We start from the raw sequence: 25,793 nt of genomic DNA on the forward strand, positions 1-25,793 counted from the left end.
ACATAGCCATCACCGGGACTGGACAGGTATACAGATAAACCGGGTGTGCAAGTTCCGTTAGAACCGAATGGAACATCCATGAAACAGGTCATAGAGCGGTTGAATCGAGTCGCTCGACTACCAGCCCAGCGTTTCCTTGAGGAAGGGGATGGTCAGCTTGCGCTGCGCCTGCAGCGAGGCCTGGTCGAGACGCTCCAGGAGGTCAAACAGCGCGCTCATGCTGCGCGTGCCACGGGTGAGAATGAAATGCCCGACCTCGTCGGTCAGGTGCAGACCGCGACGCGACGCACGCAATTGCAGGGCGCGCAGTTTGTCCTCGTCGGACAGCGGACGCATCTGGAAGATCAGGGCCAGGGTCAGGCGAGATTTGAGGTCGGCGAGCTTCACGGGCAGTTCGCGAGGCGAGTGGGAGGCGGCGATCAGCAAGCGGCGGCCGCTGTCGCGCAGGCGGTTGAACAGGTGGAACAGGGCCTCTTCCCATTCCGGCTTGCCGGCCACCACTTGCAGGTCATCCAGGCAAACCAGCTCGTACTGGGCCAGGTCATCGAGAATGCCCACGCCGCGATCGAGCAGCTCGGCCAGGGGCAGGTAGACCGCTGGTTCGCCCAACTGCTCGAACCGAAGGCAGGCAGCGTGCAACAAATGGGTGCGCCCTACCCCATGCTTGCCCCACAGGTAGATCAGGCTTTCGGTCCACCCGGCCTCGGCTTCGCACAGGCGCTCGACGTAGCCGAGTGCCGCGGCATTGGCGCCTGGGTAGTAATTGATGAAGGTCGCGTCATCCCGCAGACGCACACCTAGGGGCAGCTGAATCGGTTTCATGCTGGCTGAACAGCTCTGGGATCGAGCTGCAACGGGCCTCAATGTGAAGTGTGCAAAGTCTATACCTGCCCGAGCAGCCGCACAATGCGCAACACTGCTTGATAAATCAACGGTTTACCGGGGCCTCTGAAGGCCCCGGCGGCCGGTCGCGTTCAGAGGTCTGGATCCTCGGAACCGGCATAGATGTCCGAGTCCTTGTACAGGTCGTGCATATGCCGTACCAGCACCATGATCACTGCCGCCACTGGCAAAGCCAGCAGTACACCGGTGAAACCGAACAGCTCGCCGCCGGCCAGGATGGCGAAGATCACCGCCACCGGATGCAGGCCGATGCGATCACCCACCAGCAGGGGCGTCAGCACCATGCCTTCGAGCGCCTGGCCGATCATGAACACGGCGACGATGGCAATCATGTGGAAGGGATCCAGACCGAACTGGAACAGCCCGGCGATGATCGCAGAACCGATGCCGATGACGAAGCCCATGTACGGCACGATGGCCGCGAGTCCCGCCACGACGCCGATCAACAGGCCCAGTTGCAGACCTACCAGCATCAACCCGGTGGCATAGATCACGCCCAAGGCCAACATCACCAGCAACTGCCCGCGCACGAACGCCCCGAGCACCTCGTGACACTCGCCAGCCAGGCGTACGATCTGCCCTTCGCGCTGGCGCGGGAGCAGGCTGCGGATCTTCGCCATCATCAGGTCCCAGTCGCGCAGCAGGTAGAACGCCACCACCGGAATCAACACGAAGTTGGCCAGCCAGGCCATCAGCGCCAGCCCCGAGGCGGTGGCCTGGGACAGGATCACTCCGACCATGTCGGTGGTCTGCCCCATGTGGCTGCTGATGGCAGCCTTGATCTGGTCGAACTTCCAGAAGCCTTCGGCCAGACCCAGTCGAGTTTGCACCCACGGCAGCGCTGTGTGCTGCAGCCAGTCGAGCATCTGCGGAGCCATCTGGTACAGGCTGACGAGCTGTTTGGCGAGCATGGGGATCAGCACCAGCAGCGCAAGGACCAACAGCAGCGTGAACAGGGCGAACACCACCACCACGCCCCAGGTGCGCGACAACTTCCATTTCTCCAGCTTGTCGACCAGTGGATCTGCCAGATAGGCCAGCAGGATACCCACCAGGAACGGCGAGAGAATCGGGTGCAGCACATAAAGAAAGACGCAGAGCAGCAGCACTGCCCCCAGCCAGAACCAACGGCGCATATCAGTCATCAGGCAGCTCAGCTATATATAGAAGAGATTGAAAGCGGATTCAGTCAGCGAGAAACGAATGCGCCACGTGAGCGGCGGCGCATTTTCTCGACCACTTACCAGCGGAAATTCAGGTCCGGGGCGGGTTGCACCGCCGGTGCCGGTGCGCCGGGAGCGGCCTGGGCATCGACCGGCACGACCGGCGCCTGGTACGGCACTTCCTGCAATTTGGCCAGACCCAGCTGGGCGCGCAGTTGTTCGGCGCTGCCGGTCACGCGATAGACCACCTTGTCGCCGTCCACGGTACGCACTCGCGCACCGTAGGATTCAAGCAGGCGACCCATCTGCGCGTAACGCTCCAGATTCATGCCTTCAACCGCCAGGGTCATTTCGGTGCTGGCGCCAGGTTTGGCGACGAAGCGCGTGGCCAACCGCTGGCTGACGGCCAGGAGCACGGCATCGGCAAGGGCCGCTTGATCCGCGCCCTCGGCCTTGCCCTGCTCACGCTGGTTGCCCAGCCACAGGCGCCAGGTGCCCGACCATTTGCCCTCTTCTTCACGGGCATGTACGGCCAGCAGAGCATCGGCGCCGTAGCGCTCGGAAGCGCTGCGCAATGCGGCTGGATCGCTGGCCTCGATGTTCTGCGCGGTGCCGACGCCCTGCTCGCCGAGATCGGCCAGGGGCAGGCGCAACGGCAGGCCACGGTGCTGAGCCGCACGGCGCAGCGGCTCGGCGGCCGATTGCCCGTCGCCGACCAGGCTGCTGCCCTCGACGCTGTCGCTCAACCACCAGCCCAGGATCGAAGGGCGGTTGCTGCCCCATGTCGGCAGGCCGGCCGAGCGCAGGGCATTATCGGTACTGGCAATGTCGAAATCGACCTGCAGCGACTCCGGTGGGCCGGCATCGTAGCCGTACTGGCTGATGATCTGCTGCGGATCCTGGCGCACGCTGGCCAGGCCGGGGTTGGCAATCGCCTTGGCATCGCCGGTCAGGCGCAGCACCAGGGTCTCCAACGCTCGCTGGGTAGCCTGGGTACGTTCCTCGGGCGTCTGGCTGGCCACGGGCTCGCGTACCTGATACAGGTTGCTGATGGTTTCGGCGTGAAGCGGCACGCTCGACAAGGTGATGCAGGTGGCTAGCAGGTAGTGGCGCAGACGCATGGACGTTTCCCGACGGTGATAGCGGATTGAGGCTGTGACCGTACAATCGGCAAAAAGCTCAGTGGTCAATCTCGGCGTCCAATGTAGCATGACCACGCAACCCTTGGCTGCGGCCGACCTGGCGCTGGTATGCGGACAACCATCGAACCGCGCTGGTGACGTTCGGGCAAGCCTGATAAAATCGCGCGCCTTCGTGGATCGACGACGGTCGACTCCCCCGACTCCCTCCTTTAAAGGCCTGGATCATGAGCAATAAACCCTCCGTGAGCTACAAGGACGCCGGTGTAGACATCGACGCCGGTGAAGCATTGGTCGAACGCATCAAAGGCGTCGCCAAGCGCACCGCGCGCCCGGAGGTCATGGGCGGCCTGGGCGGTTTTGGTGCCTTGTGCGAAATCCCGGCCGGCTACAAGCAGCCCGTCCTGGTGTCGGGCACCGACGGCGTGGGCACCAAGCTGCGTCTGGCGCTGAACCTCGACCGCCATGAAAGCATCGGCATCGACCTGGTCGCCATGTGCGTCAACGACCTGGTGGTGTGCGGCGCCGAGCCGTTGTTCTTCCTCGACTACTACGCCACCGGCAAGCTCAACGTCGACACCGCTGCCACCGTGGTCACCGGTATCGGCGCCGGTTGCGAACTGGCCGGCTGCTCCCTGGTGGGCGGCGAGACGGCCGAAATGCCGGGCATGTACGAAGGCGAAGACTACGACCTGGCCGGCTTCTGCGTAGGCGTGGTCGAGAAGGCCGACATCATCGACGGCAGCAAGGTCGCCAACGGCGACGCGCTGATCGCCCTGCCCTCCTCGGGCCCGCACTCCAACGGCTATTCGCTGATCCGCAAGATCATCGAAGTCGCCGGTGCCGACATCGAGAACGTCCAGCTCGACGGCAAACCGCTGACCGACCTGCTGATGGCACCCACCCGCATCTACGTCAAGCCGCTGCTGCAACTGATCAAGGACACCGGCGCCGTCAAGGCCATGGCCCACATCACCGGTGGCGGCCTGCTCGACAACATCCCGCGCGTTCTGCCAAAAGGTGCCCAGGCCGTGGTCGACGTCGCCAGCTGGCAGCGTCCCGCCGTGTTCGACTGGCTGCAGCAGCAGGGCAATGTCGATGAGCACGAAATGCACCGCGTGCTGAACTGCGGTGTCGGCATGGTCATCTGCGTGGCTCAGGCCGACGTCGAGAAGACCTTGTCTTCCCTGCGCAGTGCCGGTGAGCAGCCGTGGGTCATCGGTGAAATCGCCCAGGCCGCCGAAGGCGCCGCTCAGGTCGAACTGAAGAACCTCAAGGCTCACTGATGCCTTCGACCTGTAACGTAGTGGTGCTGCTGTCGGGCACCGGCAGTAATCTGCAGGCGTTGCTGGACAGTATGCAGGCGGACCACCCCGCCCGCATCGCCGCGGTGATTTCCAATCGCGCCGATGCGCTCGGCCTGCAGCGCGCCCGCGATGCAGGCATCGAGGCACGGGTGCTGGAGCATCAGGGTTTCGCTGATCGCGAAGCCTTCGATGCGGCGCTGATCGATCTCATCGATCAGTACCAGCCGCACCTGGTGGTCCTGGCCGGCTTCATGCGCATCCTCAGCCCGTCCTTCGTGCGCCACTACCATGGCCGCCTGCTCAACATCCATCCCTCCCTGCTGCCGCGCTACAAAGGCCTGCATACCCACCGTCGCGCCCTCGAGGCAGGTGATGCCGAGCACGGCTGCAGTGTGCACTTCGTCACCGAGGAACTCGATGGCGGACCACTGGTCGTACAGGCAGTGATTCCGGTACAGTCGACCGACACGCCAGAGACCCTGGCGCACCGGGTGCATGCCCAGGAACACCAGATCTACCCGCTAGCAGTGCGTTGGTTCGCCGAAGGCCGTGTGCGCCTCGACGAACACGGTGCACTGCTCGATGGCCAGCCCCTGCCGGCTTGTGGCCATTTGATTCGACCCTAGGAGTTTATATGCGTCGCGCCCTGCTCTTCGCCGCTGCCCTGCTGGCCCTTCCGGTCCATGCCGCAGAGCTCAAGCCTTTTTCCGCCAGCTACACCGCCGACTGGAAGCAGTTGCCCATGAGCGGCACTGCCGAGCGCAGCCTGAGCAAGAACGCCAATGGCGACTGGACCCTGGCGTTCAAGGCCTCGATGATGATCGCCAGCCTGACCGAAGTCAGCACCCTGCGTGTCGATAAAGAGGCCATGCTGCCGGAAACCTACACCTTCGAACGTGGCGGCCTGGGCAAGGCCCGCAAGGTCGACCTGGACTTCGACTGGGCAGCCAAGAAAGTCACCGGTACCGACCGCGGCGATCCGATCAACCTGCCGCTCAACAACGGCGTACTGGACAAGTCCACTTACCAGCTGGCCCTGCAACACGACGTGGCCGCCGGCAAGAAGAGCATGAGCTATCAGGTGGTCGATGGGGACGAGATCGACACCTACGATTTCCGCGTGCTGGGCACCGAAAAGGTCGAGACCAAGGCTGGTCAGGTCGACGCGATCAAGGTCGAGCGGGTGCGTGACCCCACGCAGAGCAAGCGCATCACCGTGCTCTGGTTCGCCAAGGACTGGGACTACCTGCTGGTGCGCCTGCAACAGGTGGAAACCGATGGCAAGGAATACAACATCATGCTGCTGGACGGCACGGTGGACGGAAAATCAGTGAAAGGCAGCTGACCAGCTGCATAGCACTGAAACGAAAAGGGCCCTGTGGGGCCCTTTTTTGTGGGCGGATATCCGCCATGCACAGGCCTTTCAGGGGCGACTGGGGCGGATTCCCGCCACTTGTACAGCTATGTGACGACAACCATACCCCTGCCTAGGCCGCAGCCACTCGCGCTATGGCCATCAGTACGCAACTATGGCACGGCACCTGCAATACAGTCGGCAGAGGCCTGCCAATGCGCAACTCGCCCACAACAAATCCCTCCAGACAGGAGGGTTCGTGCTTTAGGTGTCGCGACCACTCCGGAACGGGTGCCAGGCGATACACTTGAGGAACTTGCAAATGACGACTCGTCAGCCACTGTACAAATCGCTGTATTTCCAGGTGATCGTCGCGATCATCATCGGTATCCTGATCGGCCACTTCTACCCTCAGTTCGCGGTCAAGCTCAAGCCTTTCGGCGACGGCTTCATCAAGCTGATCAAGATGGTCATCGCCCCTATCATCTTCTGCACCGTGGTCAGTGGTATCGCCGGTATGCAGAGCATGAAATCGGTCGGCAAGACCGGTGGCTACGCCCTTCTGTACTTCGAAATCGTCTCGACCCTGGCACTGATCATCGGCCTGGTCGTGGTCAACGTGGTCAAGCCGGGTGCCGGCATGCACGTCGACGTATCGACCCTGGATGCCAGCAAGATCGCCAGCTATGTCTCGGCAGGCGCTGACCAGAGCATCGTCGGCTTCATCCTCAACGTGATCCCGAACACCATCGTCGGCGCCTTCGCCAACGGCGATATCCTTCAGGTGCTGATGTTCTCGGTGATCTTCGGCTTCGCCCTGCATCGCCTGGGTGCCTACGGCAAGCCGCTGCTGGACCTGATCGATCGCTTCGCGCACGCCATGTTCAACATCATCAACATGATCATGAAGCTGGCCCCGCTCGGTGCGTTCGGTGCCATGGCCTTCACCATCGGTGCCTACGGCGTGGGTTCGCTGGTGCAGTTGGGCCAGTTGATGATCTGCTTCTATGTCACCTGCGTACTGTTCGTGCTGCTGGTGCTGGGCGCCATCTGCCGCGCCCACGGCTTCAGCGTGATCAAGGTGATCCGCTACATCCGTGAAGAGCTGATGATCGTTCTGGGCACTTCCTCCTCGGAATCGGCACTGCCACGCATGCTGATCAAGATGGAACGCCTGGGTGCACAGAAATCCGTGGTAGGCCTGGTGATCCCGACCGGCTATTCGTTCAACCTGGACGGTACCTCGATCTACCTGACCATGGCCGCCGTGTTCATCGCTCAGGCGACCGACACCACCATGGACATCACCCATCAGATCACCCTGCTGCTGGTACTGCTGCTGTCCTCCAAAGGCGCCGCCGGCGTCACCGGTTCGGGCTTCATCGTGCTGGCCGCCACCCTGTCGGCCGTAGGCCAACTGCCGGTGGCCGGCCTGGCGCTGATCCTGGGTATCGACCGCTTCATGTCCGAAGCACGTGCACTGACCAACCTGGTCGGTAACGCTGTCGCCACCCTGGTGGTTGCCAAGTGGGTAGGCGAGCTGGACGAGAAAGTCCTGCAGACCGAACTGGCTTCCGGTGGCCGTGGCATCGTCGATGGTCGTCCGGAAGATGATCTGGGCGTGGCCGAAGGCCGCGATCCGGTTCAGGACACCACGACTCAGGGCACTACCCTGCGCTGATCGGCTGTCGAACTGAAAAAACCCATCTTCGGATGGGTTTTTTATTGGATGAAATTTGTTTCACCGCCGTGAACTCGCTGCGACAATCCGCCGCAGGGCACGTCGTGCGGGCGTTTGCGGATTGTCTCTAGTTCGGTAAAAAACTGTTGCAGAAATCGTCTGTTTACTTAGCAAGCTACTCAAATCTATAACAAAGACCTGCACACGCCACGTGCAGATATTCGAGGCAGCTATTCGAGACAGGAGCTTTCCCATGACAGTAAAAGTGACCGAACGCGACGAAGCCCACATGTCCCACGAAGGCGTGGCGGCAGGCATCCAGATCTGGGATGTCTATCAACAGGACTTGTTGGTGGGGATGTTCCACAACGAGAATGACGCTCAGAGCTACAAGAACGAACTGGAAACACTCGAAAGCCAACGCGCTTCGAATTGACCGTTCGCCGCGCAAGAAAAACCCCGCTCAGGCGGGGTTTGTCGTTTCAGTGGGTTACCACATCAAGTCGTCCGGAATCTTGTAGGCAGCGTACGGATCTTCTGCCGAGTCGACTTCTTCGGTCGCCACGTTGAGCATGACGATGCGCTGCGGCGCGCGTTCCTGCACCTTGAGCGCAGCCTCGCGCGGGATCACCTCATAGCCACCCCCGTGCTGGACGATGGCCAGCGAACCGTTGCTCAGCTTGCTGCGCATCAGGTTGTTGACCGACAGGCGCTTGACCTTCTTGTCGTCGACGAAGTTGTAGTAGTCCTCGGTGGTCAGCTTGGGCAGGCGAGTCGCTTCGATCAGTTGCTTGACTTGGGCGGCGCGTGCCTTCTCCTCAACCTTCTCCTGCTGCTGGCGATTGAGCTCCTGGTCGCGGCGCGCCTTCTCGGCCATGGCTTCCTGGGCGATGCGCTTCTGCGTGTCGTCGATTTCGACCTGGCCCTTGTTCTCCAGGCGCTTCTGTTTCTGCTTGTCCTTACTGACTTGCTTGACCTGCTTCTGGTTGACCAGTCCAGCTTTCAACAATTGGTCGCGGAGGGAAAGGCTCATGGTGTTCTGCTCACTTATAAAACGGCTCAGCCACAGCTGGGCAGATTCTGTTCCTGACGTTTGGCCTCGCCCCACAGGGCGTCCATGTCTTCCAGGGTGCAATCTTCGATGTTGCGGTGGGTGTCGCGCAATGCCTGCTCGATGAAACGGAAGCGCCGGTCGAACTTGACGTTGGCGCCGCGCAGGGCGTTCTCCGGATCCACCTTGAGGTGGCGAGCCAGATTGACCACGCTGAACAGCAGGTCACCGATTTCCTCGGCCACTGCCGGTGCATCGTCTGCGGCCATGGCCTGAAGCACTTCGTCCAATTCTTCGCGGACCTTGTCCAGCACCGGCAGCGGCCCTGGCCAGTCGAAGCCGACCATCGCTGCGCGCTTCTGCAGCTTGGCTGCGCGCGCGAGAGCGGGCAGCGCGGCAGGTACGTCATCGAGCAGGGACAACTGCTCACCTACCCCGCCTTTTTCCGCGCGTTCCTGGGCCTTGATCTCTTCCCAGCGCTGCTTGACCTGGTGTTCGTCCAGGCGCGGAGTGTCCAGCGCGGCGTACAGATCGCCGGTGGGAAACACGTGGGGGTGGCGTCGAATCAGCTTACGGGTGATACCGTCAACCACGCCGTCGAATTCGAAGCGCCCCTCCTCGCGCGCCAGTTGGCTGTAATAGACCACCTGGAACAATAGATCGCCGAGCTCACCCTTGAGGTGCTCGAAGTCTTCGCGCTCGATGGCATCGGCCACTTCGTAGGCTTCTTCCAGGGTGAACGGGACAATGCTGGCGTAGGTTTGCTTCACATCCCACGGGCAACCGTGCTGCGGGTCACGCAGCCGGGCCATGAGGTTGAGCAGGTCTTGCAGTGTGTACATGCTCGGACTCGTTGCAGAGGTGTCGGGATCCACGATTTCACGGCGTGCGGTTACGCCGTGTCTCGATGATGTTCGGCAGCTGCGAGATCCTGCCGAGCAGGCGCCCGAGGGCGTCCAGGCCGGGGATCTCGATGGTCAGCGACATCAGCGCGGTGTTGTCTTCCTTGTTCGAGCGGGTGTTGACCGCCAGCACGTTGATCCGCTCGTTGAGCAGGATCTGCGAGACGTCGCGCAGCAGGCCCGAGCGGTCGTAGGCGCGAATGATGATGTCGACCGGATAGGTCAGCACCGGCACCGGCCCCCAGCTGACCTGGATGATGCGCTCCGGCTCGCGACCGCCAAGCTGCAGGACCGAGGCGCAATCCTGGCGGTGGATGCTCACACCGCGCCCCTGAGTGATGTAGCCGACGATGGCATCGCCGGGCAGCGGCTGGCAGCAGCCGGCCATCTGCGTCATCAGGTTGCCCACGCCCTGGATCTGGATATCGCCGCGCTTGCCCGGCTTGTAGCCGGTGGCCTTGCGCGTGACCAGTTCCACCGGCTCGTTGCCGCGCTCGGGCTCGACCAGTTGCTGTGCCGAATTGACCAGATGGGCCAGGCGCAGATCGCCTGCACCCAGGGCGGCGAACATGTCTTCGGCGCCTTTGTGGTTGGCTTTTTCGGCAAGCTGGTCGAAGTCCACTTGGGGCAGGCCCAGGCGGCTGAGTTCGCGCTCCAGCAGCGACTTGCCGGCGGCGACGTTCTGGTCGCGTGCCTGCAGCTTGAACCAGTGGACGATCTTGGCCCGCGCCCGGGACGTGGTGACGTAGCCGAGGTTGGAGTTGAGCCAGTCGCGGCTGGGCGTGCCGTGCTTGCTGGTGATGATCTCGACCTGCTCGCCGGTGTTCAGGCTGTAGTTGAGCGGGACGATGCGGCCGTTGATCTTGGCGCCACGGCAGTTGTGGCCGATCTCGGTGTGCACGCGGTAGGCGAAGTCCAGCGGGGTCGCGCCCTTGGGCAGGTCGATGGCGTGGCCGTCGGGGGTGAACACGTAGACCCGGTCAGGCTCGATGTCGACCCGCAACTGGTCGGCCAGGCCGCCGATATCGCCCAGCTCCTCGTGCCATTCCAGGACCTGGCGCAACCAGGAGATCTTTTCTTCGTACTGGTTGGAGGTGGACTTGACGTCGGTGCCCTTGTAGCGCCAGTGAGCGCAAACGCCCAGCTCGGCCTCCTCGTGCATGGCGTGGGTGCGGATCTGCACTTCCAGCACCTTGCCCTCGGGACCGATCACCGCCGTGTGCAGCGAGCGATAGCCGTTTTCCTTGGGGTTGGCGATGTAGTCGTCGAACTCCTTGGGAATGTGCCGCCACAGGGTGTGGACGATCCCCAGCGCGGTATAGCAGTCGCGCATTTCCGGGACCAGCACGCGCACTGCGCGCACATCGTAGATCTGGCTGAATTCCAGGCCCTTACGCTGCATCTTGCGCCAGATGGAATAGATGTGTTTCGCCCGCCCGCTGATGTCGGCCTTGACCCCGGTCTCGAGCAGCTCGTTGTGCAACTGGCTCATCACCTCGGTGATGAAACGCTCGCGATCCAGCCTGCGTTCGTGCAGCAGCTTGGCGATCTGCTTGTACTGATCGGGCTCCAGGTAGCGAAACGAGAGGTCTTCGAGCTCCCACTTGATGTGGCCGATGCCCAAGCGATGCGCCAGTGGCGCGTAGATGTCGAACACCTCGCGCGCGACCCGGTTGCGTTTTTCATCGTCGGCGCCTTTCACCGCGCGGATCGCGCAGGTGCGCTCGGCGAGCTTGATCAATGCGACGCGAACATCGTCGACCATGGCCACGAGCATCTTGCGCAGGTTTTCGACCTGCACCTGCGAGCCCAGCACCATGGATTGGCGCGGGCTGAGGCTGGCGCTGATGGCGGCCATGCGCAGCACGCCGTCGATGAGCTTGGACACGGTGCTGCCGAAGCGTCGGCCGACGTCTTCAAGGCTGGCCTTGCCCTCGCGGACGGCCCGGTAGATCACCGCGGCCATCAATGAATCCTGGTCGAGCTTGAGATCGGCGAGGATCTCGGCGATCTCCAGACCCGCCTGGAAACAGGAGGTGCCGTCGGCCCAGGAGTGCTGGGCCGGGTTGCCCTGCAGCTCGGCGGCCTGGGCGAATTCACAGGCCTGCTTCAGGGCTTCGCGATCCAGCACCAGATCGACGCTGACGATATGATCCAGCCATGCATCGAGATTGATACTGCCGTCCGTATTGATCGGCTGGTGTGCTCTCACCTGTACCATGTTGCTTACCTTTCCCTACAACACGCCGAAGCGCATCAACAGTCGCTGGCTATGACCGATGCTGGGCCGGCATCGATCAGGCGTTTCGCGCGCCAGTCGGATTGGACGGGCCGTCCTGGCCCGCTTCAAATAACGCCATGGCCTCGACATGCGCGGTCTGCGGAAACATGTCGAGGATCCCGGCTCGTTTTAGCCTGTAGCCCTGCCTCAACAATTCGACCGTGTCGCGGGCCAAAGTTGCCGGGTTACAGGAGACATACACCAAGCGTTGCGCACCCAGTGCACGGATCGTGCGCACCACCTCGAACGCGCCATCTCGGGGTGGATCCAAGAGTACCGCAGAAAAACCCTCGCGGGCCCACTCGGCGGCGTCCAGAGGCTGCGACAGGTCGCTCTGGTAAAAGTCAGTGTTATGCAAATTGTTGCTGGCGGCGTTGTCGGCAGCCCGCTGCACCATGGCCGCGACCCCTTCGACAGCCACCACCTCACGCGAGCGCTGGGCCAGCGGCAAGGCGAAGTTGCCCAGCCCGCAGAACAGGTCAAGGACCCGCTCCTGGGGGGTGGGCGSGAGCCAGTCCAGGGCCTGCGCGATCATCGCATCGTTGACCGCCGCATTGACCTGGACGAAGTCGCCCGGCCGGTAGGCCAGCTCAAGGTTCCAGGGCGCCAGGGCGAAACCCAGCGAGGCGTCCGCCTGCACGGGCGCTGGCTTGCCTTCGCCCTGCAGCCACAGTTGCAGGTTCGCGGCGGCGCAGAAAGCCTGCAGCGCTTGCAAGTCAGTATCAGCCAGTGCCGCAGTGTGGCGAAGCAGCAGCGCCAGTGAAGTACCTGCGTACAGCTCGACGTGGCCGAGCACCTGGGGCTTGGCAAAACTGCGCAGCAGCGTCGGCAGCTGTTCGACGACCGGTTGCAGGGCAGGCACCAGCACCTGGCATTGGGTGATGTCGACGATGTCCTGGCTCGCCGCCGCGCGGAATCCCACCGCCAGGTGACGGGCCTTGGGGTCCCAGCGCACGGCCAGCCGAGCACGACGGCGATAGCCCAGCTCGGGCCCGCTCAGCGGCGCAGCCCACTCCTGCGGCTCGATGCCGGCCACGCGCGACAGCTGCTCGGCGAGCAGGCGCTGCTTGAGGGCCAACTGCTGATCATGGGGCAGGTGCTGAAGGCTGCAGCCACCACAGGTGCCGAAATGCGGACACGGCGCCGGGCGGCGCAGCTCGCTGGCGACCAGCACGCGCTCGCAACGCGCTTCGACGATCTTGCCGTGGGCATTGAGCACCCGGGCCTCGACCTGCTCACCGGCCAGGGCGCCGCTGACGAACCAGGTGCGCCCTTCGAAAAAGGCGATCCCGCGTCCGTCGCTGGCCAGGCGCTCGATCGGCAGGCGCTGTTTCTTGCCGGTCGGCACTTGCGGCGCACGGGTTCCGCCTGTCGGCTGGAAGCGCAGGCCCGGTTTGGTTCTGGCCATCAGTTGGGTGCGTCGAAGATGCCGCTGGACAGGTAGCGATCACCGCGATCGCAGATGATCGCGACGATGACCGCATTGCTCACTTCCCGCGACAGGCGCAGCATGCCCGCCACCGCGCCGCCGGACGACACGCCGCAGAAGATGCCTTCTTCACGGGCCAGGCGGCGGGTCATGTCTTCGGCTTCCTGTTGCGCCATGTCGATGATCCGGTCGACCCGGTCGGCCTGATAGATGCGTGGCAGGTACTGTTCCGGCCAGCGGCGGATACCTGGAATGGCAGCGCCTTCCATGGGTTGGAGGCCGACGATCTGCACCGCAGGGTTCTGCTCCTTGAGATAGCGCGAAGTGCCCATGATGGTGCCGGTGGTGCCCATTGAACTGACGAAATGGGTCACGGTGCCCGCGGTCTGCTGCCAGATCTCGGGGCCGGTGCTGCGATAGTGCGCCTCGGGGTTGTCGCCGTTGGCGAACTGGTCGAGGAGCTTGCCGCGCCCTTCGCTCTGCATGCGTTCGGCCAGATCGCGCGCGCCTTCCATGCCTTGCTCGCGGGTGACCAGGATCAGCTCGGCGCCATAGGCGGTCATCGCGGCCTTGCGTTCGGCCGTGGAGTTGTCGGGCATGATCAGGATCATCTTGTAGCCCTTGATCGCTGCGGCCATGGCCAGCGCGATGCCGGTATTGCCGGAGGTCGCTTCGATCAGGGTATCGCCGGGCTGGATCTGCCCACGTTCTTCGGCGCGGCTGATCATCGACAGCGCCGGGCGGTCCTTCACGGAGCCGGCCGGGTTGTTGCCTTCCAGCTTGAGCAGCAAGGTGTTGCTGGTCTCGCCGGCCAGGCGCTGCAGGCGCACCAGCGGCGTGTTGCCGACGCAGTCGGCGATCGTTAGGTACTGCGGGGTCATGGCGTATTCGCAATCCGGACTGCGGGGGTCGCCTATCATACCGGCAAACGCCGGATACCCATATCACGCAAAGTGCGCACCTTATAGCGTGAAAGCATAAGCAGCCGGCAAGCGCATGTTCAGCCGCAGGCCACGCGCGGTATTCTGCGCCCACAATGCACCGCCCTGGCGGGTCAGGGCATTGCGCGCAATGCTCAGCCCGAGGCCGAACCCCCCGTCGCCGGGCCGCGATCCGTCGAGGCGCGTGAAGGGATCGAAGATTCTCTGCAGGTCCGCCTCGGCGACACCACCGCCCTCGTCTTCCAGCCACAACAGCCAGTGATCGCCATCACGTTGACCACTCAAGGTCACGCGACCGGCGCTGGGCGAGTGACGAATGGCATTGCGCAAGCCGTTTTCCAGCGCCTGGGCCAGGCTGTCGAGATTGCCCTGCACCCAGCAATCGGCGTCGACTTCGCAGTGCAGTTGGCGGGCCGGCCACTGGCTTTCGAAGCAGGCATTCTCCGCCAGCATGTCCCACAGCGCCTGCACCTGAATCGCTTCGCTGGCCAGCGGCGCACGCTCGGCATCCAGCCAGGCCAGTTGCAGGGTATCTTCGACCAGACGCTGCATGCCGTCGATCTCGCGACTCAGCCGTTCGCGCAGGCGCTGCTCGTCGAGCTCACCTTCGCAGGCCACGCGCAGGCGGCTCAAGGGTGTGCGCAGCTCGTGGGACAGGTCCCGCAGGATCTGCTGCTGCAGGGCGACCGTGCCTTGCAGGCGCTCGGCCATGTGGTCGAAGGCGCGCCCCAGCTCACCGAGCTCATCGCTGCGCGCGGTGGTATTCGCGCTCAGGCGGGCGTTGAGCTGATCGGCACGCCAGGCGTTGGCCTGCTCACGCAGTTGGTTCAGCGGCACGATGAGCATTCGGTACAGCCCGATGCACAACAACAGGGTGAACACGCCGGGAACCAGCGCGTTGGTCAGCAACGCCCATAACCAGGCGTGCCGACCGGGTGTGAAGCGCTCGGGCAGGGCCATTACCAGGCTGCCCTGCTCCGGATGCTCGATGAAAGGGATCTGCATCCAGGGCGCGCCCCGCGAACGGCGACTCATGGGCATCTCCAGATGGCGCAGGAACGTCAGGCGCTGCTGTTGTGCGGCGTCCAGTGGTCGACTGCTCAAGGAAGTGAGATCAGACCCCACCACGGCGATGAAACCAGGCTCGCTCGCCGACATCCGCGCAAGCCAGGCATCGACCCCCGCCCGTCCACCTTGCCCGTGGGCCTGCTCGGCCGCTGACGCGTACTGGCGCAAGGCATGGCGTGCGTCGGCGCTCAGGTAGGCGTTGCGCTCCTGCAGGTACTGGCCCCAGTACCAGCTCAGCCAGATCATCAGCAGGCAGAACGCGACCAGCAGTATCGACAGCTTCCAGAACACCGAATGGCGATGGGGCAGCTTCATGCCTCGCCGCCGCCGAACAGGTAGCCCTTGCCCCACACCGTGCGCAGTTGCTGGCGCTGGTAGCCCAGCGCCTTGAGCTTGCGGCGTATCTGGCTGACATGCATGTCCAGGCTGCGATCGTGCTGCGAATAGCCGCGCTGCAGCACATGCTGATAAAGAAAGGGTTTGCTCAGCACTTCCTCGCGCTGACGGTGCAGGGTATCGAGCAGACGGTATTCGCTGGGCGTCAGCCCCGCCGGCTGGCCGTTGACCGACACATCGGCACTGCGCTCGCAGAAATGCAGCTCGCCCTGTTGCACCACGTCCTCTCGCGGCTGCACGCGCAGACGCTCCATCTCTACCCGGCGCAGGATGGCTTCCACGCGCACCTGCAGCTCGGCCATGCTGAAGGGTTTGGGCAGATAGTCGTCGGCACCGCGACGGAAGCCGCTGATGCGATCGGCCTCGGCGCCCAGCGCCGACATCAGAATCACCGGGGTGGCCGAGCTGCGGCGCAGGGCGTACAGCACATCCAGGCCGTTCATGCCCGGCAGCAGGATGTCCATCAGCACCACGTCGAACTGGTTTCGCTCGGCCAGTGCCAGCCCTTCGCGGCCGTTCTGGCACCAGGTCACTTGAAAGCCGCAGCGCCCGAGCTGCTCATGAACGTAGCTGCCCAATACCTGGTCGTCTTCGATGGCCAGGATGGTATGGGCGCCTGCTTGGACGGGATTCATTTTCGCCTGCTAGTGGGTGTCATTCTCAAGTGCGGATTATTGGAGATCACGCCGCGGCAGGCAACCTTTGCTGATCGCTGTTCGCCCACTGACCGCGTCGCACTGCCCTCTGGGGTCCGCCGTCGGTGCGCGTGACTGGCGCATCGTCCCGCCCCCCTGTATTTTCCCCCTATTGCTCAGTCAGAAAGGCGCCTGCGGCGTGTTGAAGAAACTCGGTATCAAAAGCCGCGTGCTGTTACTTGCGCTCACGCCGGCCACTTGCATGGCGCTGATTCTGGGCGGCTATTTCACCTGGATGCAGCAGTCCGACCTGCAGCGCCAGTTGCTGCAACGCGGCGACATGATCTCCGAACAGCTGGCGCCGCTGGCGGCACCGGCGCTGGTGGCCAAGGACCGCGAGCGGCTGGAACGCATCGCCGCGCAATCCCTGGAGCTGACCGACGTGCGCTCGGTGACCTTCCTGGGCGCAGACCGGACCCTGCTCGCCCACGCCGGGCCCATGATGCTCAACGCCGTGCCCATCGGTAACAGCACCCACTCGCTGCAACGCAGTGGCTTCGATGCGACGCGCTACCTGATGCCGGTGTTCGGCCGCCACCGCGACCTGGCCAGTGACGAGGTGCCTGCCGAGGTCGACCATCTGCTGGGCTGGGTCGAGCTGGAACTGTCCCACGATGGCACCCTGCTGCGTGGTTACCGCAGCCTGTTCGCCAGCCTGCTGCTGATTCTGACCGGTCTGAGCATCACCGCGTTGCTGGCGGCGCACATGAGCCGCAGCATCAGTGCGCCGATTCGGCAGATCAAGGACACCGTGACCCAGATCAAGGACGGCAACCTGGAAAGTCGCGTGCCGGCCATGGGCAGCCACGAGATGGACGCCCTCGCGGCTGGCATCAACCGCATGGCCGAAACCCTGCAGGACGCCCAGGAAGAACTGCAGCACAGCATCGACCAGGCTACCGAAGACGTCCGGCAGAACCTGGAAACCATCGAAATCCAGAACATCGAGCTGGACCTGGCGCGCAAGGAAGCGCTGGAAGCGAGCCGGATCAAGTCCGAATTCCTCGCCAACATGAGTCACGAGATCAGGACGCCACTGAACGGCATCCTGGGCTTCACTCACCTGCTGCAGAAAAGCGAGTTGACCCCGCGCCAGCTGGATTACCTGGGCACCATCGAAAAATCCGCAGACAGTTTGCTGGGCATCATCAACGAGATTCTCGATTTCTCGAAGATCGAGGCCGGCAAGCTGGTGCTCGACAACATTCCCTTCAATCTGCGCGATCTGCTGCAGGACACCCTGACCATCCTGGCGCCGGCCGCCCATGCCAAGCAGCTCGAACTGGTCAGCCTGGTCTATCGCGATACGCCACTGTCGCTGATCGGCGACCCGCTGCGGCTCAAGCAGATCCTGACCAATCTGGTGAGCAACGCCATCAAGTTCACCCGCGAGGGCACGATCGTCGCCCGCGCCATGATGGAAGACGAGAGCGAAGACGGTGTGCAGTTGCGCATCAGTGTGCAGGACACCGGCATCGGCCTGTCCGGCCAGGACGTGCGGGCGTTGTTCCAGGCATTCAGCCAGGCCGACAACTCACTGTCGCGGCAGCCTGGCGGCACGGGCCTGGGGCTGGTGATCTCCAAGCGGCTGGTCGAGCAGATGGGTGGCGAGATCGGGGTCGACAGTGCTCCGGGCGAAGGTTCGGAGTTCTGGATCAGCCTCAACCTGCCCAAGGCTCGCGACGACGCCGAGGACTTGCCGTCTGCGCCCCTGCTCGGCCGGCGCATCGCCATTGTCGATGGCCATGAGCTGGCGCGGCAGGCCTTGCAACACCAGCTCGAAGACTGCGGTCTGGACGTGACCGACTTCAAGTCGCTGGACAAACTGGTGCTCGCCACCCATGCCGCACGGCAGGCGGGCCAGCCGCTGGACCTTGCGGTGCTGGGCATCACTGCCCACGAGATTTCGCCGGAACGTCTGGCCGTGCAGATCCGCGAGATCGAACAAAGTGGCTGTCAGGTGCTGGTGCTGTGCCCCACCACCGAGCAGGCCCTGTTCCATGCCGCGGTCCCCAACGCCGACCGCCAGCTGCAGGCCAAACCCAGCTGCACGCGCAGGTTGCGTCGCGCGCTGGCCGACCTGATCAACCCCAAGCAGCTGCGCTACGAAAGTCCCGAGAACAGCGGCGAGCGAGCGCCGCGAGTACTGTGCGTGGATGACAATCCGGCCAACCTGCTGCTGGTGCAGACCCTGCTCGAAGATTTGGGTGCCGAAGTGCGCGCGGTGGACAACGGCGCGGCGGCGATCAAGGCGGTACAGGAAGGCGGGCTGGACCTGGTGCTGATGGACGTGCAGATGCCGGAAATGGACGGCCGCGAAACCACCGAGCGCATTCGCGTATGGGAGAGCGCCCAGCTCGGCGCCGCGTTGCCCATCGTGGCGCTGACCGCCCACGCCATGGCCAATGAGAAGCGCGCTTTGCTGCAGAGCGGCATGGACGACTACCTGACCAAACCCATAAGCGAACGGCAGTTGGCGCAGGTCGTGCTGAAATGGACGGGAATGGCGTTGAACCCGCAGGCGTTGGACAAAACGGCTGAGCAGCCGTTGGATACCAATACCTTGCAGGTGCTCGATGCCGCCGAGGGTCTGCGGTTGGCGGCCGGCAAGGCCGACCTGGCTGCCGACATGCTGGCGATGCTGCTGGCCTCGCTGCAGGCCGATCGCGAGGCCATCCAGTTGGCGCGAATCAACGCCGATCAGAATGCCATGATCGAGCGCGTGCATCGGCTGCACGGTGCGACCCGCTATTGCGGCGTACCGCAGTTGCGCGCGGCGTGCCTGCGCAGTGAGACGCTGCTCAAGCAGAACGATCCGGCGGCCCTGTCTGCGCTCGACGAACTGGACGAGGCCATCGTGCGGCTCGAGGAGCAGGCCCGGGCGATGGCCTGAGGCCGCACCATGACCGGCGTGCTAGCATGTCGCGTCTATTTGGAGGACCCATGGTCGAACACGATTTCCGCTTCAGCTTGCTCAACCCCCAGCACACCCTGATCGAGTGCCGCGCGCTGATGCCCGGCCGCTACCAGGTCACCGGCAACGGCGGCTCGATCCACAACGGCGACACCCTGCTGGTGACCCTCAAGGGCAGCAAGGACCTGTCCATGCGTTTGGTGGTGGAAAAGGTCCGTCACCTGATCAATCCGCCCGGCCAATGGGTGGCCGTGGCCACCGGCCCGGTGTTCGGCGAGCTGGCGATCCATCAATGGAAGGTCAACTGCGACAGCTGCGGCAAGGTGCTCGACTTCGAGTTCGCGGTGGATGCCAAGCTCGGCACCAAGGCGCAGAAACCGGCGGCGGAAGCCCGTATTGCCGAGCTGGGTTGGAGCACTGCCAACGGCAAGCACCTGTGCCGTCAGTGCAAGGTGGCTTGAGCGGGTTGATGGTGTTTGCCTGATTCAACGCGATGGGCCTGGATCCGGATTGCGCTGTACCTGATCGATTGCGGTGCGGCCCGACGCGGCTTGCGCATACCCTGTAGCAGCGGCGCGAGCCGCGTCATCGGTGCTTGCGGTGTATCTGGATGAACGCGGTGCAGCCGGACGCGGCTTGCGCCGCTGCTACAGGGGCGCGGTGTCGCTGGGGGTGGCGGGCATCGATGCTTGCGGTGTATCGGGATAAATGCGGTGCAGCCGGACGTGACAGAAATCGCAGGCACAAAAAAATCGACCCTAAGGTCGCTTCTCTTGTGCTTCAGATAGTTCAAGGGCTCTGAAGCGGAATTAATGGCGCAGCGGACGGGACTCGAACCCGCGACCCCCGGCGTGACAGGCCGGTATTCTAACCGACTGAACTACCGCTGCGCGTAACACTGAGAGAGATTGGTGGGTGATGACGGGATCGAACCGCCGACCCTCTGCTTGTAAGGCAGATGCTCTCCCGGCTGAGCTAATCACCCTTTGTCTCTCGGTGTGGCGCGCATTCTACGGAGCGACCCAAACTCTGGCAAGCACTTTTTCAAAAAAATTTTCGAGCGCTTCCAAACACTTAGCACAGGGATGGCGTCAGCTCCGCACACGGAGAATAATGCCCCCCTAATGTTGAGGAGTGCTTCACCCCATGTGGTTCAAAAACCTGCTTGTCTATCGTCTTACCCAGGATATCCCTTTCGACGCCGAGGCTTTGGAAACCGCACTGGCCAGCAAACCGGCACGCCCCTGCGCCAGCCAGGAACTGACCACCTACGGTTTCGTCGCGCCGTTCGGCAAGGGTGAGGATGCGCCGTTCGTTCATGTCAGCCAGGACTTCATGCTGATCGCCGCACGCAAGGAAGAGCGCATCCTGCCGGGTAGCGTGGTGCGCGACGCGGTCAAGGAAAAGGTCGAGGAGATCGAGGCCGAGCAGATGCGCAAGGTCTACAAGAAGGAACGCGACCAGATCAAGGACGAGATCATCCAGGCCTTCCTGCCCCGCGCCTTCATCCGCCGCTCGTCGACCTTCGCCGCCATCGCGCCCAAGCAAGGGCTGATCCTGGTCAACTCGGCCAGCCCCAAGCGCGCCGAAGACCTGCTGTCGACCCTGCGCGAAGTGATCGGTACCCTGCCAGTGCGTCCGCTGACCGTGAAGATTGCGCCGACCGCGACCATGACCGAGTGGGTCAAGACCCAGAAAGCCGCCGACGACTTCTATGTGCTGGATGAATGCGAGCTGCGCGATACCCATGAAGACGGCGGCATCGTGCGCTGCAAGCGTCAGGACCTGACCAGCGAGGAAATCCAGCTGCACCTGAGCACTGGCAAGCAGGTCACCCAGCTGTCGCTGGCCTGGCAGGACAAGTTGTCGTTCGTGCTGGACGACAAGATGGTGGTCAAGCGTCTGAAGTTCGAGGAACTGCTGCAGGACCAGGCCGAAGAGGACGGTGGCGAGGAAGCGTTGGGGCAGTTGGACGCCAGCTTCACTCTGATGATGCTGACCTTTGGCGAATTCCTGCCGGCCTTGTTCGAGGCCTTGGGTGGCGAAGAGTTGCCGCAGGGGATTTGATCGGTTACGCCTGTTTTGCATGTCTTTCGTGGGAGTGGTGTTGGATCCCGAAACGGGGTTTGCGGTGTATCAGGTATACCGCGGTGCGGCTTTCGCGGGCAGAGCCCGCTCCCACAAGCGGGGCTGCATGCAACAGGGTTTTGGCACAGGGGTCTCCCACAGGGTTCGTTGGGATCCTGTGGATGTCGACATGATCAATCCATATAAGAAGGAACTACACCATGCGCGCCTTGGCCGCTTTGAGTCGCTTTGTCGGCAATACCTTTGCCTATTGGGTGTTGTTGTTCGCCGTCCTGGCGTTTCTGGTGCCTGAATGGTTCATCGGTCTCAAGCCGTTGATCGTGCCGCTGTTGGGCCTGGTCATGTTCGGCATGGGGCTGACCCTCAAGCTGGACGATTTTGCCGAGGTCGGTCGCCATCCATGGCGCGTGGCCCTGGGTGTGGTGGCGCATTTCGTGATCATGCCGGGCGTCGCCTGGCTGCTGTGTCAGGCGTTTCACCTGCCGCCGGAAATCGCCGTCGGGGTGATTCTGGTCGGGTGCTGCCCGAGCGGCACGTCGTCCAATGTGATGACCTGGCTGGCCAAGGGCGATCTGGCCCTGTCCGTGGCAATTGCAGCGGTGACCACCCTCCTCGCTCCGTTGCTCACCCCGGCGCTGATCTGGCTGCTGGCTTCGGCGTGGTTGCCGGTCTCGTTCATGGAGATGTTCTGGTCGATCCTGCAACTGGTGATGCTGCCGATCGTGCTCGGCGTGCTCGCGCAGAAACTGCTGGGCGCACGGGTGCAGGTGGCCGTCGATGTGCTGCCGCTGGTGTCGGTGGTCAGCATCGTGCTGATCGTCTGCGCGGTGGTCGCGGCCAGCCAGGCGCGCATCGCCGAGTCGGGATTGCTGATCATGGCGGTGGTGATTCTGCACAACAGCTTCGGCTTTGTGCTGGGTTACTTCACCGGCAAGGTGTTCAAGTTGCCACTGGCGCAGCGCAAGTCTCTGGCACTGGAAGTGGGCATGCAGAACTCCGGCCTGGGTGCGGCGCTGGCCAGCGCGCACTTCTCGCCGCTGGCAGCGGTGCCCAGCGCGTTGTTCAGTGTCTGGCACAACATTTCCGGGGCGCTGCTCTCGACTTATTTCCGCCGCATGGAAGGGACCGAGCCTGGTGGATTGAAGACCGACCCTTGATCCGCTGCACTTGATCCATCGCCCAAGGATGGGCAACATAGTGTTCGGCGCCGGGACGACCCGGCGCTCTCTTTCCTGCAAACGGGGACGACCCCATCTTCGATGAGGGTTTTTCCATGTCCTGGTTTCTGTTGTTTCTCGCCGGTCTTTTCGAGGTGTGCTGGGCCATTGGCCTGAAGTACACCGACGGCTTCACTCGTCCCCTTCCCACTGTGTTAACCGTGGCCGCCATGGCGGCAAGCCTGGGCCTGCTCGGTCTGGCCATGCGCGAGCTGCCGCTGGGTACGGCCTATGCCATTTGGACCGGTGTGGGTGCGGTGGGGACGGTGATCGCCGGAATCGTGCTGTTTGGCGAGTCGATGGCGTTGATGCGGATGATCAGTGTGGGTCTGATCATCCTGGGGCTGGTTGGTTTGAAGGTCAGCACCTGACCTTGTAGCCGCGGCGCGAGCCGCGTCGGAAGTCGCCGAGSCCTCTGCGCGGGCAGAGGGCTCGCCGCCCGCCCCGCTCCCACAGGATCTGCTTCCACAGGGCCTGCTATCACAAAGCCCCCACAAGGTCCTCCCCCACAATGAATGCATGTACACCGCTTCATTGTGGGAGCGGGGCGGGCGGCGAGCCCTCTGCCCGCGAAAAGGCCACACGGATCAACCCCTCAAGCCAGGCTTTTGCTGACCACTTCGTAGACGTCGCTGGACAGCGGGCCTGAGGCCAGGATTCGCTCCAGCTCGGCTTTCATCAAGGCCTGACGTTTGCTGTCGTACTTTCTCCAGCGGGTCAGCGGCGACAGCTGGCGCGAAGCGATCTGCGGGTTGAGGGCGTTGAGTTCGATCACCAGATCGGCGAGGAAACGGTAGCCCGAGCCATCGGCGGCATGGAAGTTGATCAGGTTCTGGCCAGCGAACGCGCCGATCAGCGCACGCACCTTGTTCGGGTTCTTCAGGGTGAACGCAGGGTGCTGCATCAGCGCCTTGACCCGCGCCAGCCCGCCCGGCAAACCACTGGCCGCCTGGACGCTGAACCACTGGTCCATGACCAGCGGGTTGTCCTTGAAGTGCTCGGCGAACGCTTGCAACGCGCGGGCCTTTTCCGCTTCGAACGGCGAGTTGACCAATACCGCCAGTGCCGTCAGGCGTTCGGTCATGTTGTCGCAGGCATCGTATTGTTCGAGGCTGGCGGCCAGTACTTCCGGGCGCTGACTGAGCATCAGGTACGACAGCGCGATGTTCTGCAGCGCACGGCGGGCGAAATGTTCCTTCTCGGCCACGTAGGCCGTGCTCCGGGACACGTCGCGGTTGGCCTGATAGCGCGCCCACAACCCATCGAACAGGCCATCGGCCAACTGCTTGCGGGCGAACTCGCGGGCGGCGTGGATCGCATCGACGTCGGCGACCTCGCTGATTTCGGCCAGGTATGCCTCGCTGGGCAGCGAGAGCATCTCGGCCACCATGGCCGGGTCCAGCTCGGTGTTGTCCAGCACGCTGGCCAAGGCCGTCAACAGACGCGAATCCATCACCAGCGACTCGCCGCGCTGGTACTGGCCGATCATTTCCTGCAGCACCTGCACAGACAGTTGCTGGCCCGCATCCCAACGGTTGAAGCCGTCAGTGTCGTGCTGCATGAGGAACATCAGCTGGTCACGGCTGTACGGGAAGCTCAGCTTGACCGGCGCGCTGAAGCCGCGCAGCAGCGACGGCAGCGGTTGCCCGGCGATGTCGACGAAGGTGAAGGTCTGCTCGGCTTCGGTCACCGCCAGTACCCGGTTGGTGCCGGCGGCCGTGGCTTCGTCGGCCAGACGCAGCGGCAGCTCCTGACCGCTGGCGTCGAGCAGGCCCAGCGCAACCGGGATCACGAACGGCAGCTTCTCGACCTTGTCCGGGGTCTCTGGGCAGCTCTGGCGCAGGGTCAGGCTGTAAGTGCGCGCCTGGGCATCGAAATGCTCGCTGACCTGCAGGCGTGGCGTGCCGGCCTGGCTGTACCAGCGTTTGAACTGGTTCAGCTCGACACCGTTGGCGTCTTCCATGGCGCGGATGAAATCATCGCAGGTCACGGCTTGGCCGTCGTGACGCTCGAAGTACAGGTCGCTGCCCTTGCGGAAGCCTTCGTCGCCCAGCAGGGTGTGCAGCATGCCGACCACTTCCGAGCCCTTTTCGTACACGGTCAGGGTGTAGAAGTTGGAGATTTCGATGAAGCTGTCCGGGCGCACGGCGTGGGCCATGGGGCCTGCATCTTCGGCGAACTGATGGGTGCGCAGGTAGGCGACGTCCTGGATGCGCTTGACGGTCGGCGAATGCATGTCGGCGCTGAAGCCTGCATCGCGGTAAACGGTGAAGCCTTCCTTGAGCGACAGCTGGAACCAGTCGCGGCAGGTCACGCGGTTGCCCGACCAGTTGTGGAAATACTCGTGGGCGACGATCGCCTCGACGCGCTGGTGGGCGGCATCGGTGGCGGTTTCGGCGCGAGCCAGCACGGCGCTGGAGTTGAAGATGTTCAGGCCCTTGTTTTCCATGGCGCCCATGTTGAAGTCGTTGACCGCGACGATCATGAAGATGTCCAGGTCGTACTCGCGGCCGTAGGCCTCTTCGTCCCAGCGCATGGATTTCTTCAGGCTGGTCATGGCGTGGGCGCACTTGTCGATGTTTTCCGGCTCGACATAGATGCGCAGCGCCACATCGCGACCGCTCTGGGTGGTGAAGCTGTCTTCGACGCACCACAGGTCGCCCGCCACCAGAGCGAACAGGTAGGCCGGTTTCTTGAACGGGTCCTCCCAGGTCGCCCAATGCCGTCCGTCTTCCTGGGGGCCGTTGCCGACCGGATTGCCGTTGGAGAGCAGGATCGGGTACTGCTGCTGGTCGGCGATCAACGTGGTGGTGAAGCGGCTCATCACGTCGGGGCGGTCGAGGTAATAGGTGATCTTGCGAAAGCCTTCGGCTTCGCACTGGGTGCAGAACATGCCGGTGGACTTGTACAGGCCCTCCAGCGCGGTGTTGGTTTCGGGGTGGATGCGCACGCTGGTGTCGACGGTGAAGACATCGCTGCGCGGTTGCAGGGTCAGACTGTCCGCAGCCAGCTGGTACTGATCGGCCGTCAGGTCAGTGTCGTCGAGCTTGACGCCGAGCAGCTCCATCAACTCGCCGTCGAGCACCAGCGGCGGCAGACCGGCCCCGCGTTCCGGGTTGCGGCGCATGACCAGTTGCGCATGGACCAGGCTGTGATCGTCGAACAACTCGAAGGTCAGGTGGGTCTCGTCGATCAGATAATCGGGCGCCTGATAGTCTTTCAGGTAGATCATTTTCGGTTGTTCGGTACGCATGCCAAAACCCT

The 25,793-nt window shown here is 63.3% G+C and carries 21 protein-coding genes and 2 tRNA genes; 10 read left to right on the forward strand and 13 right to left on the reverse strand.

The genetic code is table 11. The features are described 5' to 3' along the window. Window positions 1-117: 117 nt before the first annotated feature. The 3 genes from hda to ASF66_RS06085 all read right to left on the reverse strand — a co-directional run bounded on the left by hda (window position 118) and on the right by ASF66_RS06085 (window position 3,187). The gene (gene hda, locus ASF66_RS06075) at window positions 118-822 is read right to left on the reverse strand and encodes a DnaA regulatory inactivator Hda (RefSeq protein WP_049859062.1); all 705 of its coding nucleotides are present in this window, start codon (window positions 820-822) and stop codon (window positions 118-120) included. A 152-nt stretch (window positions 823-974) separates the two neighbouring features. Further along, a complete protein-coding gene (locus ASF66_RS06080) occupies window positions 975-2,048 on the reverse strand; it encodes an AI-2E family transporter (RefSeq protein WP_056843134.1) in 1,074 nt (357 codons plus the stop codon). Between the two features lie 95 nt (window positions 2,049-2,143). After that, entirely contained in the window at window positions 2,144-3,187 is a 1,044-nt protein-coding gene (locus ASF66_RS06085) for a DUF2066 domain-containing protein (RefSeq protein ID WP_056843135.1), read from the reverse strand. A 245-nt stretch (window positions 3,188-3,432) separates the two neighbouring features. Here ASF66_RS06085 and purM point away from each other — a divergent pair, with 245 nt between their 5' ends. From purM to ASF66_RS06110, 5 genes are all read left to right on the forward strand, one after another. Then, window positions 3,433-4,491, forward strand: a complete 1,059-nt coding sequence (gene purM, locus ASF66_RS06090) for a phosphoribosylformylglycinamidine cyclo-ligase (RefSeq protein ID WP_056843136.1) — start codon at window positions 3,433-3,435, stop codon at window positions 4,489-4,491. After that, window positions 4,491-5,138 (forward strand): phosphoribosylglycinamide formyltransferase, encoded by a 648-nt coding sequence (gene purN, locus ASF66_RS06095; protein WP_056843137.1) that lies wholly within the window; start codon window positions 4,491-4,493, stop codon window positions 5,136-5,138. The genes purM and purN overlap by 1 nt, the downstream gene beginning before the upstream one ends. An 8-nt stretch (window positions 5,139-5,146) precedes the next feature. Next, the gene (locus tag ASF66_RS06100) at window positions 5,147-5,857 is read left to right on the forward strand and encodes a DUF3108 domain-containing protein (protein ID WP_049859057.1); all 711 of its coding nucleotides are present in this window, start codon (window positions 5,147-5,149) and stop codon (window positions 5,855-5,857) included. 331 nt (window positions 5,858-6,188) lie between these two features. Further along, window positions 6,189-7,547, forward strand: a complete 1,359-nt coding sequence (locus ASF66_RS06105; RefSeq protein WP_049859056.1) for a dicarboxylate/amino acid:cation symporter — start codon at window positions 6,189-6,191, stop codon at window positions 7,545-7,547. A 253-nt stretch (window positions 7,548-7,800) separates the two neighbouring features. Further along, on the forward strand, window positions 7,801-7,983 hold the full coding sequence (locus ASF66_RS06110) for a hypothetical protein (RefSeq protein WP_049859055.1): 183 nt from the start codon (window positions 7,801-7,803) through the stop codon (window positions 7,981-7,983). A gap of 54 nt (window positions 7,984-8,037) precedes the next feature. Here ASF66_RS06110 and ASF66_RS06115 read toward each other — a convergent pair whose 3' ends face one another. From ASF66_RS06115 to ASF66_RS06145, 7 genes are all read right to left on the reverse strand, one after another. After that, window positions 8,038-8,580, reverse strand: a complete 543-nt coding sequence (locus ASF66_RS06115; RefSeq protein WP_049859054.1) for a DUF2058 domain-containing protein — start codon at window positions 8,578-8,580, stop codon at window positions 8,038-8,040. A gap of 26 nt (window positions 8,581-8,606) precedes the next feature. Continuing rightward, window positions 8,607-9,440: a nucleoside triphosphate pyrophosphohydrolase gene (mazG, locus tag ASF66_RS06120; RefSeq protein ID WP_049859053.1), complete on the reverse strand. Its 834-nt coding sequence runs from the start codon at window positions 9,438-9,440 to the stop codon at window positions 8,607-8,609. 37 nt (window positions 9,441-9,477) lie between these two features. Then, window positions 9,478-11,721, reverse strand: coding sequence for a GTP diphosphokinase (gene relA / locus ASF66_RS06125; RefSeq protein WP_049859052.1), 2,244 nt, complete (start codon window positions 11,719-11,721; stop codon window positions 9,478-9,480). 76 nt (window positions 11,722-11,797) lie between these two features. Next, window positions 11,798-13,189 (reverse strand): 23S rRNA (uracil(1939)-C(5))-methyltransferase RlmD, encoded by a 1,392-nt coding sequence (gene rlmD, locus ASF66_RS06130; protein WP_056843138.1) that lies wholly within the window; start codon window positions 13,187-13,189, stop codon window positions 11,798-11,800. After that, window positions 13,189-14,091, reverse strand: a complete 903-nt coding sequence (gene cysM / locus ASF66_RS06135) for a cysteine synthase CysM (RefSeq protein ID WP_056843139.1) — start codon at window positions 14,089-14,091, stop codon at window positions 13,189-13,191. The genes rlmD and cysM overlap by 1 nt, the downstream gene beginning before the upstream one ends. Window positions 14,092-14,172: 81 nt before the next feature. Further along, window positions 14,173-15,534: a sensor histidine kinase gene (locus tag ASF66_RS06140; protein WP_056843140.1), complete on the reverse strand. Its 1,362-nt coding sequence runs from the start codon at window positions 15,532-15,534 to the stop codon at window positions 14,173-14,175. Then, window positions 15,531-16,250: a response regulator transcription factor gene (locus ASF66_RS06145; RefSeq protein ID WP_056843141.1), complete on the reverse strand. Its 720-nt coding sequence runs from the start codon at window positions 16,248-16,250 to the stop codon at window positions 15,531-15,533. Before ASF66_RS06145 ends, ASF66_RS06140 begins: the two co-directional genes overlap by 4 nt. Window positions 16,251-16,449: 199 nt before the next feature. Here ASF66_RS06145 and ASF66_RS06150 point away from each other — a divergent pair, with 199 nt between their 5' ends. Both ASF66_RS06150 and ASF66_RS06155 read left to right on the forward strand, forming a co-directional pair. After that, complete coding sequence (locus tag ASF66_RS06150; RefSeq protein WP_049859769.1) at window positions 16,450-19,203, forward strand: response regulator; 2,754 nt, start codon at window positions 16,450-16,452, stop codon at window positions 19,201-19,203. A 50-nt stretch (window positions 19,204-19,253) separates the two neighbouring features. Then, the gene (locus ASF66_RS06155) at window positions 19,254-19,685 is read left to right on the forward strand and encodes a hypothetical protein (RefSeq protein ID WP_049859047.1); all 432 of its coding nucleotides are present in this window, start codon (window positions 19,254-19,256) and stop codon (window positions 19,683-19,685) included. 352 nt (window positions 19,686-20,037) lie between these two features. On the opposite strand, the gene ASF66_RS06160 is transcribed toward ASF66_RS06155, so the two are convergent. Together ASF66_RS06160 and ASF66_RS06165 are read right to left on the reverse strand one after the other, a co-directional pair. Beyond that, window positions 20,038-20,114: transfer RNA gene (locus ASF66_RS06160), tRNA-Asp, on the reverse strand. A 19-nt stretch (window positions 20,115-20,133) separates the two neighbouring features. Beyond that, window positions 20,134-20,209, reverse strand: a tRNA-Val gene (locus ASF66_RS06165). Between the two features lie 161 nt (window positions 20,210-20,370). Here ASF66_RS06165 and rdgC point away from each other — a divergent pair. From rdgC to sugE, 3 genes are all read left to right on the forward strand, one after another. Then, complete coding sequence (gene rdgC / locus ASF66_RS06170) at window positions 20,371-21,291, forward strand: recombination-associated protein RdgC (RefSeq protein WP_049859046.1); 921 nt, start codon at window positions 20,371-20,373, stop codon at window positions 21,289-21,291. 221 nt (window positions 21,292-21,512) lie between these two features. Continuing rightward, window positions 21,513-22,469, forward strand: a complete 957-nt coding sequence (locus tag ASF66_RS06175) for a bile acid:sodium symporter family protein (RefSeq protein WP_056843142.1) — start codon at window positions 21,513-21,515, stop codon at window positions 22,467-22,469. A gap of 116 nt (window positions 22,470-22,585) precedes the next feature. After that, window positions 22,586-22,900: a quaternary ammonium compound efflux SMR transporter SugE gene (sugE, locus tag ASF66_RS06180; RefSeq protein WP_056843143.1), complete on the forward strand. Its 315-nt coding sequence runs from the start codon at window positions 22,586-22,588 to the stop codon at window positions 22,898-22,900. 224 nt (window positions 22,901-23,124) lie between these two features. Here the strand turns inward: sugE and pepN are convergent, their stop codons facing one another. Continuing rightward, window positions 23,125-25,782 (reverse strand): aminopeptidase N, encoded by a 2,658-nt coding sequence (gene pepN / locus ASF66_RS06185; protein ID WP_056843144.1) that lies wholly within the window; start codon window positions 25,780-25,782, stop codon window positions 23,125-23,127. Window positions 25,783-25,793: the final 11 nt, after the last annotated feature.

The organism is Pseudomonas sp. Leaf129, from assembly GCF_001423465.1.
GTDB classification, from domain to species: domain Bacteria; phylum Pseudomonadota; class Gammaproteobacteria; order Pseudomonadales; family Pseudomonadaceae; genus Aquipseudomonas; species Aquipseudomonas coleopterorum.

Bases quoted from the DNA above. Each gene is read 5' to 3' on its own strand.
- hda (WP_049859062.1), bottom strand. From the start codon at position 822: ATGAAACCGATTCAGCTGCCCCTAGGTGTGCGTCTGCGGGATGACGCG.
- ASF66_RS06080 (WP_056843134.1), bottom strand. From the start codon at position 2,048: ATGACTGATATGCGCCGTTGGTTCTGGCTGGGGGCAGTGCTGCTGCTC.
- ASF66_RS06085 (WP_056843135.1), bottom strand. From the start codon at position 3,187: ATGCGTCTGCGCCACTACCTGCTAGCCACCTGCATCACCTTGTCGAGC.
- purM (WP_056843136.1), top strand. From the start codon at position 3,433: ATGAGCAATAAACCCTCCGTGAGCTACAAGGACGCCGGTGTAGACATC.
- purN (WP_056843137.1), top strand. From the start codon at position 4,491: ATGCCTTCGACCTGTAACGTAGTGGTGCTGCTGTCGGGCACCGGCAGT.
- ASF66_RS06100 (WP_049859057.1), top strand. From the start codon at position 5,147: ATGCGTCGCGCCCTGCTCTTCGCCGCTGCCCTGCTGGCCCTTCCGGTC.
- ASF66_RS06105 (WP_049859056.1), top strand. From the start codon at position 6,189: ATGACGACTCGTCAGCCACTGTACAAATCGCTGTATTTCCAGGTGATC.
- ASF66_RS06110 (WP_049859055.1), top strand. From the start codon at position 7,801: ATGACAGTAAAAGTGACCGAACGCGACGAAGCCCACATGTCCCACGAA.
- ASF66_RS06115 (WP_049859054.1), bottom strand. From the start codon at position 8,580: ATGAGCCTTTCCCTCCGCGACCAATTGTTGAAAGCTGGACTGGTCAAC.
- mazG (WP_049859053.1), bottom strand. From the start codon at position 9,440: ATGTACACACTGCAAGACCTGCTCAACCTCATGGCCCGGCTGCGTGAC.
- relA (WP_049859052.1), bottom strand. From the start codon at position 11,721: ATGGTACAGGTGAGAGCACACCAGCCGATCAATACGGACGGCAGTATC.
- cysM (WP_056843139.1), bottom strand. From the start codon at position 14,091: ATGACCCCGCAGTACCTAACGATCGCCGACTGCGTCGGCAACACGCCG.
- ASF66_RS06140 (WP_056843140.1), bottom strand. From the start codon at position 15,534: ATGAAGCTGCCCCATCGCCATTCGGTGTTCTGGAAGCTGTCGATACTG.
- ASF66_RS06145 (WP_056843141.1), bottom strand. From the start codon at position 16,250: ATGAATCCCGTCCAAGCAGGCGCCCATACCATCCTGGCCATCGAAGAC.
- ASF66_RS06155 (WP_049859047.1), top strand. From the start codon at position 19,254: ATGGTCGAACACGATTTCCGCTTCAGCTTGCTCAACCCCCAGCACACC.
- rdgC (WP_049859046.1), top strand. From the start codon at position 20,371: ATGTGGTTCAAAAACCTGCTTGTCTATCGTCTTACCCAGGATATCCCT.
- ASF66_RS06175 (WP_056843142.1), top strand. From the start codon at position 21,513: ATGCGCGCCTTGGCCGCTTTGAGTCGCTTTGTCGGCAATACCTTTGCC.
- sugE (WP_056843143.1), top strand. From the start codon at position 22,586: ATGTCCTGGTTTCTGTTGTTTCTCGCCGGTCTTTTCGAGGTGTGCTGG.
- pepN (WP_056843144.1), bottom strand. From the start codon at position 25,782: ATGCGTACCGAACAACCGAAAATGATCTACCTGAAAGACTATCAGGCG.